The sequence below is a fragment of the Dactylosporangium sp. NPDC050588 genome (genome assembly GCF_040654975.1).
Classification (GTDB): Bacteria; Actinomycetota; Actinomycetes; order Mycobacteriales; family Micromonosporaceae; genus Dactylosporangium; species Dactylosporangium maewongense.
On sequence record NZ_JBFAJA010000177.1, the window covers coordinates 1 to 9,528 of the forward strand.

Annotated in this window: 2 protein-coding genes; both read left to right on the top strand. The window is 72.8% G+C overall.

Features of this window, described 5'->3' with window-relative positions:
• Nucleotides 1–3,227 (top strand): SDR family NAD(P)-dependent oxidoreductase (locus tag AB0I21_RS56770; RefSeq protein WP_360574292.1); only part of this gene is annotated, 3,227 nt, incomplete at its 5' end.
• 39 nt (nucleotides 3,228–3,266) lie between these two features.
• Nucleotides 3,267–9,528, top strand: a 6,262-nt coding sequence (locus AB0I21_RS56775; RefSeq protein WP_360574294.1) for a type I polyketide synthase, incomplete at its 3' end; no start/stop codon positions are given.

Genomic DNA, 9,528 nt, shown 5'->3' on the forward strand with positions numbered 1-9,528 from the left:
TGGGTGTGCGTCCGGCGGCGGTGATCGGTCATTCCCAGGGTGAGGTGGCTGCTGCGGTTGTCGCTGGGGTGTTGTCTCTTGAGGACGGTGCCCGGATTGTCGCGGTCAGGGCTGGTGTGATCGCGGAGTTGCTGTCGGGTCGTGGGGGCATGTTGTCGGTGGCGTTGCCGGTTGATGAGGTCCGGGCCCGGGTGGCGGGTGTTGCCGACGTCGGTGTGGCGGCGGTGAATGGTCCTGGTTTGTGTGTGGTGTCGGGTGACCGCGGCGCGTTGGAGTCGATTGACTGGGGTCAGGCGCGCACTCGGTGGGTGGACGTGGATTATGCGTCGCATTCGGAGCAGGTGGAGGCTGTTGAGGCGGTGCTGAAGGACCGGTTGGGTGTGGTGGAGTTCCGGGCTGCTGAGGTGCCGTGGTATTCGACGGTGACTGGTGGGTTGGTTGATCCGGTCGGGTTGGATGCCGGCTATTGGTACACGAATCTGCGGGCTGAGGTCCGGTTCGAGGCTGCGGTGCGCGCAGCTGCGGGTGACGGGTTCCGCCGGTTCCTTGAGGTGTCTGCGCATCCGGTGTTGTTGCCGGGGATCGTGGAGACAGTCGATGACTGCACGGTGACCGGCACGTTGAAACGGGACAGCGGCGGCCTGGCCGATGTGCTGCGCGCCGCGGCCGTTCTGCACACGGCCGGAACACCCGTTGACTGGTCGTCGGTGCTGCCGGCTGTTGCTCCTGCTGATGTGCCGACGTATCCGTTCCAGCGGCAGCGGTTCTGGTTGGAGTCTGGTGTTGAGCGTTCGGTGTTGCGGCTGGCTGATGGTGGCGTGGTCGTCACCACGAGGGTCTCGACGGCGTTGGAGCCGTGGCTGGCCGACCATGCCGTGCACGGGACGGCGCTGGTGCCGGGGACGCAGTTTGTGGACTGGGCCATCAACGCGGGTGATCTGGTTGGTGCGTCGGTGCTGCGGGAGTTGACGGTGCAGGCTCCGTTGGTGCTGGACGGGGCTGTCGAGGTGCAGACGGCGGTGAACGCCGACCGGCAGGTCGCGATCTACTCACGGACCGGCGACGACGAGCCCTGGACCTGCCACGCCACCGGTGTCCTCGGTGATGCCACTCCGGTCGTGTCACTGACTGCGGAGTGGCCGCCGGCCGGCGCGACGCCGTTGTCGGTGGAGGACGTGTACGAGGCCCTGGCCGTCGCGGGTTTGCAGTACGGCCCGGCGTTCCGAGGCATGCGAGCGGCGTGGCGCGACGGTGCCGAGCTCGTCGCCGAGGTCGCCCTGGACGATGCGGGACGTGCACAGGTGGACCGCTTCGGGGTGCATCCCGCGCTGCTGGACGCCGCGCTGCACCTCGCGGCGCTGGACAAGCCCGGCGGTCCGACGGAGCCGCTGCTGCCGTTCGCCTGGCAGGACGTCACGGTGCATGCCACGGGCGCGGCAGCGGCACGAGTGCGGATGCGCGTCGACGGCGACAGCCTGTCGCTGACCCTGACCGACCTGCACGGGGCGCCGGTGGCCACGGTGGGGTCGCTGGTGCTGCGGGCGCTGCCGGACCGGCTGCCGGTCAAGACGGTGCGGGACCTGTACACCGTCGACTGGGTCGAGGCCGGCCACATCGGCGAGGCGCAGGCCGACATCGCGGTGTGGGACCCCTCCGACGCCGTCCTGGCCGACACCCTGGCCGGTGTGCAGCAGCGCCTGGCAGCCGACGATCAGCGTTGGCTGGTGCTGGTCCCGGGCAGCCAGGATCGTCCGGAGCGGGCGGCGGTGTGGGGTCTGCTGGCGTCGGCGCAGTCGGAGCATCCAGATCGTTTCGTGTTGGTGGATGCGGCTGATGCGGGGACGGCGCGGGCCGCGGTGGCGGTGTGTGACGAGCCGCAGTTGCGTGTCGACGGCGACGGTCGAGTACAGGTGCCGCGCCTGGTGCGTGCCGCGCCGGCTGACGACGAGGTTGACTTCGGTGCCGGCCCGGTGTTGATCACTGGTGGCACGGGAACTCTCGGTGGGTTGCTGGCAAGGCATCTGGTCGACGCGTACGGCGTGACCGATCTGGTGTTGGTGTCGCGGCGTGGGCCGGCCGCCGGCCGGTTGGGTGAGGAGCTGCCGCAGGCGCGGATCGTCGCGTGTGACGTGTCGGATCGGGAGGCGTTGAAGGCGCTGTTGGAGGAGTGCAGGCCGAGTGCTGTGATCCATGCGGCCGGTGTCCTGGATGACGCGACGGTGGCGAACCTGACCGAGTCCCAGTTGGAGGCGGTGTTCCGGGCGAAGGCGGTCGCCGCTCAACATCTGCATGAGCTGACCGATGGGTTGAGTGCGTTCGTGTTGTTCTCGTCGGCGTCGGCGGTGTTCGGCGCTGCGGGGCAGGCCAACTATGCGGCGGCGAACGCGTATCTGGATGCGCTGGCCCGGCAGCGGCGCGCGCAGGGGCTCCCGGCGCAGTCACTCGCCTGGGGACTGTGGAAGACCAGCAGCGCCATGACCGCCGCCGTCGACACCACCAAGGCGTACCAGGGTGTCCTGCCGATGTCCGACCGGCAGGCCCTGGCCCTGTTCGACGCCGCACTGCACACCGGACAGCCCGCCCTCGTGACGGCCGCGCTCGACCTGCGCCCGCGAACCGACCCGTCGCCGCTGCTGCGAGCGTTGCTGCCGCAGCAGCGGCGGACCGTGGGCGGTGACGCGCCGGACCGGACCGCCGCGATGCGGGCCCAACTGGCCGGCCGGGACGCCGACGGGCAGCTGTCCGGCCTGCTCGACCTGGTCCGCGCGCACACCGCTCAGGTGCTGGGGCACGCCTCGCTGTCGACCGTCGGCGCCGGACGGCAGTTCAAGGATCTCGGCTTCGACTCGCTGACGGCGATCGAGCTGCGCAACCGCCTGAGGACGGCGACCGACCTGCGGCTGCCGGCGACCCTGGTGTTCGACCACCCGACGCCGGCCGCCCTGGCGGAGCACCTGCGGGCGGAGCTGTTCGGCGTCGTCGGCCGGCCGTCGATCGTGGACCAGCTGGCCCAGCTGGAGCACGCCATGGCCGTCGCGACCGGCGGCAGCGACGACGGGCTCGACGCGGGGCTGCGCGAGGACATCACCGTCCGGCTCAAGGCGCTGACCGCGCTGTGGGGCGACCTGCAACGCCGCGGCGACGGCACGGACATCGGCGAGCGGCTGGAGACGGCCAGCGACGACGAGATCTTCCAGTTCATCGACAGCAAATTCGGCGACTCCTGACGGCGATGGCCCGTCCTGGCAGAGATTCGGGAAAATCACGTGTCGAACGAAGCCAAGCTCCGAGAATATCTGCGGCGGGTCACCGCCGAGCTGCAGAGCACCGACGAACGCCTGCAACGACTCCAGGCCCGGGCGACCGAACCGATCGCCATCATCGGCATCGCCTGCCGGTTCCCCGGCGGTGTCAGCTCGCCCGAGGACCTGTGGCGGCTGCTGACCGAGCGGCGTGACGTCGTCTCGGCGTTCCCGGCCGACCGGGGATGGAACGTGTCCGCGCTCTACGACCCGTCGGGGGAACGGCCGGGGACCATCCACGCCAGGGAGGGCGGCTTCCTGTACGACGCCGCGGACTTCGACGCGGAGTTCTTCGGGATCTCGCCGCGCGAGGCGCTGGCCATGGACCCGCAGCAGCGGCTGCTGCTGGAGACGTCCTGGGAGACGATCGAACGCGCCGGCATCGACCCGCACGCGATGCGCGGCACCCGCACCGGTGTGTTCGCCGGCCTGATGTACCACGACTACGCCGCCCGGCTGCCCGAGATGCCGGCGAGCGTCGAGGGGTACCTGGGCAACGGCAACGCCGGTAGCGTCGCCTCCGGCCGGGTCGCGTACGCGCTGGGCCTGGAGGGGCCGGCGGTGACCGTCGACACGGCCTGCTCGTCGTCACTGGTGGCGCTGCACCTCGCAGCGCAGGCCCTGCGCTCCGGGGAGTGCTCGCTCGCGCTGGCCGGCGGTGTCACCGTGATGTCCACGCCCGACGTGTTCGTCGAGTTCTCCCGGCAGCGCGGCCTGGCCAAGGACGGCCGGTGCAAGCCGTTCGCCGCGGCGTCGGACGGCGCCGGCTTCTCCGAGGGCGTCGGTCTGGTCCTCGTCGAGCGGCTGTCCGACGCCGTGCGCAACGGTCGCGAGATCCTCGGCCTGATCCGTGGGTCCGCGGTCAACCAGGACGGCGCCTCGAACGGGCTCACCGCCCCGAACGGGCCGGCGCAGCAGCGCGTCATCCGCGACGCCCTCACCGCCGCCCGGCTCGGCGTCGCCGACGTCGACGCGGTCGAGGCGCACGGCACCGGCACCAACCTCGGCGACCCGATCGAGGCGCAGGCGCTGATCGCCACGTACGGCCAGCACCGACCCGCCGACCGCCCGCTGTGGCTCGGCTCGATCAAGTCGAACCTCGCGCACACCCAGGCGGCCGCCGGCATCGCCGGTGTGATCAAGATGGTGCTGGCGATGCAGCACGGGACGCTGCCGCAGTCCCTGCACATCGACGAGCCGACGCCGCACGTCGACTGGAGCGCGGGCTCGGTCGCGCTGCTCCAGGACGAGGTGCCCTGGCCGGAGACCGGTCGTCCGCGCCGGGCGGCGGTGTCGTCGTTCGGCATCAGCGGCACCAACGCCCACGTGGTCCTCGAGGAGGCGCCCGCGGCCGAGACCGTCGAGCGGGGCCCGGGCGTGGACGGACCGCTGCCGTGGGTGCTGTCCGCGCGTAGCGGCCCGGCGCTGCGGGCGCAGGCGGGGCGGGTCCTCGACCTCCTGCGCGACCGGCCCGACACCGACCTCACCGACCTGGCCCACTCGCTGGTCACCACACGGGCCGCGCTGGAGCGCCGGGCCGTCGTCTGCGGGCGCGACCGGGCGGACCTCGTCCGCGGCCTGGAGTCGCTGATCCGGCAGGAACCCGCGCCGCAGGTCGTCACCGGCGACGCGGAAGGGGACCGCAAGGTCGTCTTCGTCTTCCCCGGGCAGGGCGCCCAGTGGGCGGGCATGGGCGCCGAACTCCTGCGCTCCTCGCCGGTTTTCGCCCGCGCCGTCGCCGACTGCGAGGCCGCGCTGGCGCCGTACGTCGACTGGTCGCTGCGTGACGTGCTCACCGGCAAGGCCGGCGCTCCCGGGTACGACCGGATCGACGTCGTGCAGCCGGCGCTGTTCGCGGTCATGGTGGGGCTCGCCGCGCTGTGGCGCTCGCACGGTGTACGACCCGCGGCGGTCGTCGGCTCCAGCCAGGGCGAGGTGGCGGCGGCGTACGTCGCGGGCGCGATCAGCCTGCAGGACGCCGCCCGGATCATCGCCGAGCGCAGCAAACTGTTCGCCGAGGCGCTGGTCGGCAACGGCGCGGTCGCGTCCGTCGCGGCTCCCGTGGCGCAGGTGAACCAGGTGTTGTCCGGCTGGCCGGGCCGGCTGGCCGTCGCCGGCGTCAACGGACCCCGGTCCACCACCGTCGCCGGGGACGTGGAGACACTCACGGCGTTCGTCGCCGACCGCGAGGCCGCCGGCTGGCAGGCGCGGCTGGTGCCGGCCACGGTCGCGTCGCACTGCGAGCAGGTGGACCCCCTGCACGACCGGCTCGTCGGGCTGCTCGACGGCGTCTCGGCCCGCACCGGCGAGGTGCCGTTGCACTCCACGGTGACCGGCGGCCCGTTGGACACCGCCGAGCTCGGCCCGGAGTACTGGTTCCGCAACGCCCGGCAGCCGGTCGACCTGATCGGCGCGGTACGGTCGCTGCTCGCCGACGGGTACGACACCTTCCTCGAGATCAGCGGACACCCGGTCCTGTCCGCCCCGGTGCAGGAGACCGCCGAGGAAGCCGGCGCCGACGTCCGGACGCTGTACTCGCTGCGCCGCGACCTCGGCGGCGCCGACCGTTTCCTGCTCTCACTGGCCGAGGCGTACGTGTGCGGGGTGCCCGTGGCCGCGGAGACCCTGTTCGAGGGGGCGGGGGCGCGGCGGGTCGCGCTGCCGACGTATCCGTTCCAGCGGGAGCGTTTCTGGCTGGAACCCGACCCGGCCGCGCCGGCGGCGGCCGCGGGCCGGCCGGACGGCGAGTTCTGGTCCGCGGTCGAGGCCGGCGACGTCGACCGCCTGGCGACCGACCTCGGCGTCGACGCCGACCAGCAGCGCACCCTCGCCGGGCTGCTGCCCGTGCTGAGCTCGTGGCGGCGCCGGCAGCGCGAACGCGCCGACGTCGGCCAGTGGATGTACGACGTGACCTGGGTGCCGAGGCCCGTGCCGGCCGGGCGGCTCGGCGGCCGGTGGCTGCTGATCGCGCCCGGCGACGACCGGCACGGCTGGACACCGGTCGTGTCCGCCGCCCTGACCCGGGCCGGCGCCGAGGTCGTGACTGTCGCCTCGGCCGGCGACCCGATCGGGGAGCTGGACTTCGACGGCGCGCTGTCCCTGCTCGGCCTCGACGAGTCGGCGCACCCGGCTGCCGCCGTCGTGCCCCGCGGGCTCGCCGCGACCCTCGACCTGCTGCGGACCCTCCACGCCGCGCCACGACCCGTTCCACTGTGGACGATCACGTGCGGCGCCGTGGCCGCCGGCGACACCGAACACGTCACCCGGCCCACCCAGGCGATGCTGTGGGGCCTCGGCCGGGTCGCCGCCCTGGAGACACCCCGCTCGTGGGGCGGCCTGATCGACCTGCCCGACGCGCCGGACGCGAACGCCGCCGGCCGCCTGACGGACGTCCTCGCCGGCGGCACCGACGACGACCAGCTCGCCATCCGGGCCGGCGGCGTCCTCGCCCGCCGCCTCGTCCGCAGCCCGATCACCGGTCCCGCGTCGTGGCGACCGGACGGCGCCGTGCTGATCACCGGCGGCCTCGGCGGGGTCGGAGCCAACGTCGCCCGATGGCTGGCGCGGGAAGGCGCCCGCAACCTCGTGCTGACCGGACGCCGCGGCGCGGCCACCCCCGGTGCCGCCGAGCTGCAGGCCGAGCTGACCGCGCTCGGCGTGACCGTCACCGTCGCGGCCTGCGACATCGCCGACCGTGACCAGGTCGCCCGGGTGATCGCCGGCCTCGCCCCGGACGTCCCGCTGACGGCGGTCTTCCACGCCGCCGGCGTGGGCGACACCGGCCTCGTCGCCGACGCCGACCCTGCCACCCTCGGGCACCTGCTCGCGGCGAAGGTCGACGGCGCGCGGCACCTCGACGAACTGACCCGCGACCGACCGCTGACCGCGTTCGTGCTGTTCTCCTCCGGCGCCGGCGTCTGGGGCGGCAGCAACCAGGGCGGATACGCCGCCGCGAACGCCTACCTCGACGCCTTCGCCTCCTGGCGGCGCGGGTCCGGCCGTACCGCGACCGCGATCGCCTGGGGCACCTGGGACGGCCCCGGCATGGCCGAGGGCGCCGCCCGCGACCAGCTCAACGACTGGGGCCTGCGGACCATGCCGATCGCACCGGCGACCGCCGCGCTCGGCGCGGTGCTCGGCGCGGACCGGACCACCACGACGGTCGCCGACATCGACTGGGAGCGGTTCGCCGCCACGTTCGCGGTGGCCCGACGGACGTCGCTGTTCGACACCATCGCCGAAAGCCGCACAGCCGGCACCGATCCGGACGACCCCGGCGCCACTCGTACCGGCGACGCACTGCGCAACCTCGAACCGGCCCAGCGGAAGCAGGCGCTGCTCGACCTGGTGCTCGGCCACACCGCGACCGTCCTCGGGCACGGGTCGGTGGACCGGCTGGACGTCCGGCGCGCCTTCAAGGAGCAGGGTTTCGACTCGCTCACGGCGGTCGAGCTGCGCAACCGGCTGTGCCGGGCCACCGGCCTCACCCTGCCGACGACCGTGGTCTTCGACCATCCCACACCGGCCGGGATGGCCGAACACCTCCAGGCCGAGCTCTTCGGGGCGACCGCGGCGACGCCGGCCGACGACGCGCCCACCGTCGCGGCCGACGACGACCCCATCGTCATCGTCGGCATGGCCTGCCGGTTCCCCGGCGGCATCCGCTCCGCCGACGACCTGTGGCAGGTCCTGATCGCGGAAGGCGACGTGATCGCGCCGTTCCCCACCGACCGCGGCTGGGACCTCGACGCCCTGTACCACCCGGACCCGGAACACCCCGGCACCACGTACCTGCGCGAAGGAGGCTTCCTCGAGGACGCCGCGGACTTCGACGCCGGATTCTTCGGCATCTCCCCGCGCGAGGCGCTGGCCATGGACCCGCAGCAGCGGCTCCTGCTGGAGACCTGCTGGGAGGTGTTCGAACACGCCGGGATCGACCCCGACACGATGCGCGGCACCGCCACCGGCGTCTTCGTCGGCAACAACGGACAGGACTACACGATCGGCCTGCGGAGCATCCCGGAAGAGGTCGAGGGGCACCTGCTGATCGGCAACGCGGCCAGCGTCGTCTCCGGCCGGGTCGCGTACACGTTCGGCTTCGAAGGACCCGCGGTGACCGTCGACACGGCGTGCTCGTCGTCGCTCGTCGCCATGCACCTGGCCGTGCAGGCACTGCGCTCCGGCGACTGCCGGATGGCCGTCACCGGCGGCGTCACCGCGATGTTCAGCCCCCGCGCCTTCGTCGAGTTCTCGCGGCAGCGCGGGCTGGCCGCCGACGGGCGCTGCAAGTCCTTCGCGGCCACGGCGGACGGCACCGGATGGTCCGAAGGTGTCGGTCTGGTACTGCTGGAGCGGCTGTCCGACGCCCGACGCGCGGGACACCGGGTGCTGGCAGTGGTGCGTGGCAGTGCGCTGAACCAGGACGGCGCGTCCAACGGCCTCGCCGCGCCGAGCGGGCCCGCGCAGCAGCGGGTCATCCGGGATGCGCTGCGCATGGCCGGGCTCTCGCCCCGCGATGTGGACGTGGTGGAGGCGCACGGGACAGGAACTCGGCTGGGTGACCCGATCGAGGCGCAGGCGATCCTCGCCACGTACGGCCAGGACCGGGAACGACCGCTGCTGCTCGGGTCGGTGAAGTCGAACCTGGGGCACACGCAGGCCGCGGGCGGCGTCGCTGGTGTGATCAAGATGGTGTTGGCGATGCGGCATGGTGTGGTGCCGTCGTCGTTGCACATCGATGCGCCGTCGCCGGAGGTGGATTGGTCGGCTGGTGCGGTGGAGTTGGCTGCGACGGCCGGCGCCTGGCCGGAGGTGGGGCGGCCGCGTCGGGCGGGTGTGTCGTCGTTCGGTGTCAGTGGGACGAACGCGCATGTGATTCTGGAGCAGCCTGCTGAGGAGCCGGATCCGGTCGTCTCGTCTGATGGTCCTGCGGTGTGGCTGTTGTCGGCGCGTTCTCGTGAGGCGCTGCAGGCGCAGGTCGATCGGTTGGGCGCGTTTGTCGATGCGCGGCCTTCGGTGTCGGCGCATGCGGTCGCGGCGGGTTTGGCGCGGCGGGCGTTGTTGCCGTATCGGGCGGTCGCGGTTGATGGCGTGTTGGATGGTTTGGTGTTGCCGGTGGTGCCGGCGTCGCTGGGTGGTGTGGTGTGGGTGTTCTCTGGTCAGGGTTGGCAGTGGGAGGGTATGGCCCGCCGGTTGTTGGCGGAGTCGCCGGTGTTCGCCTCGGCGA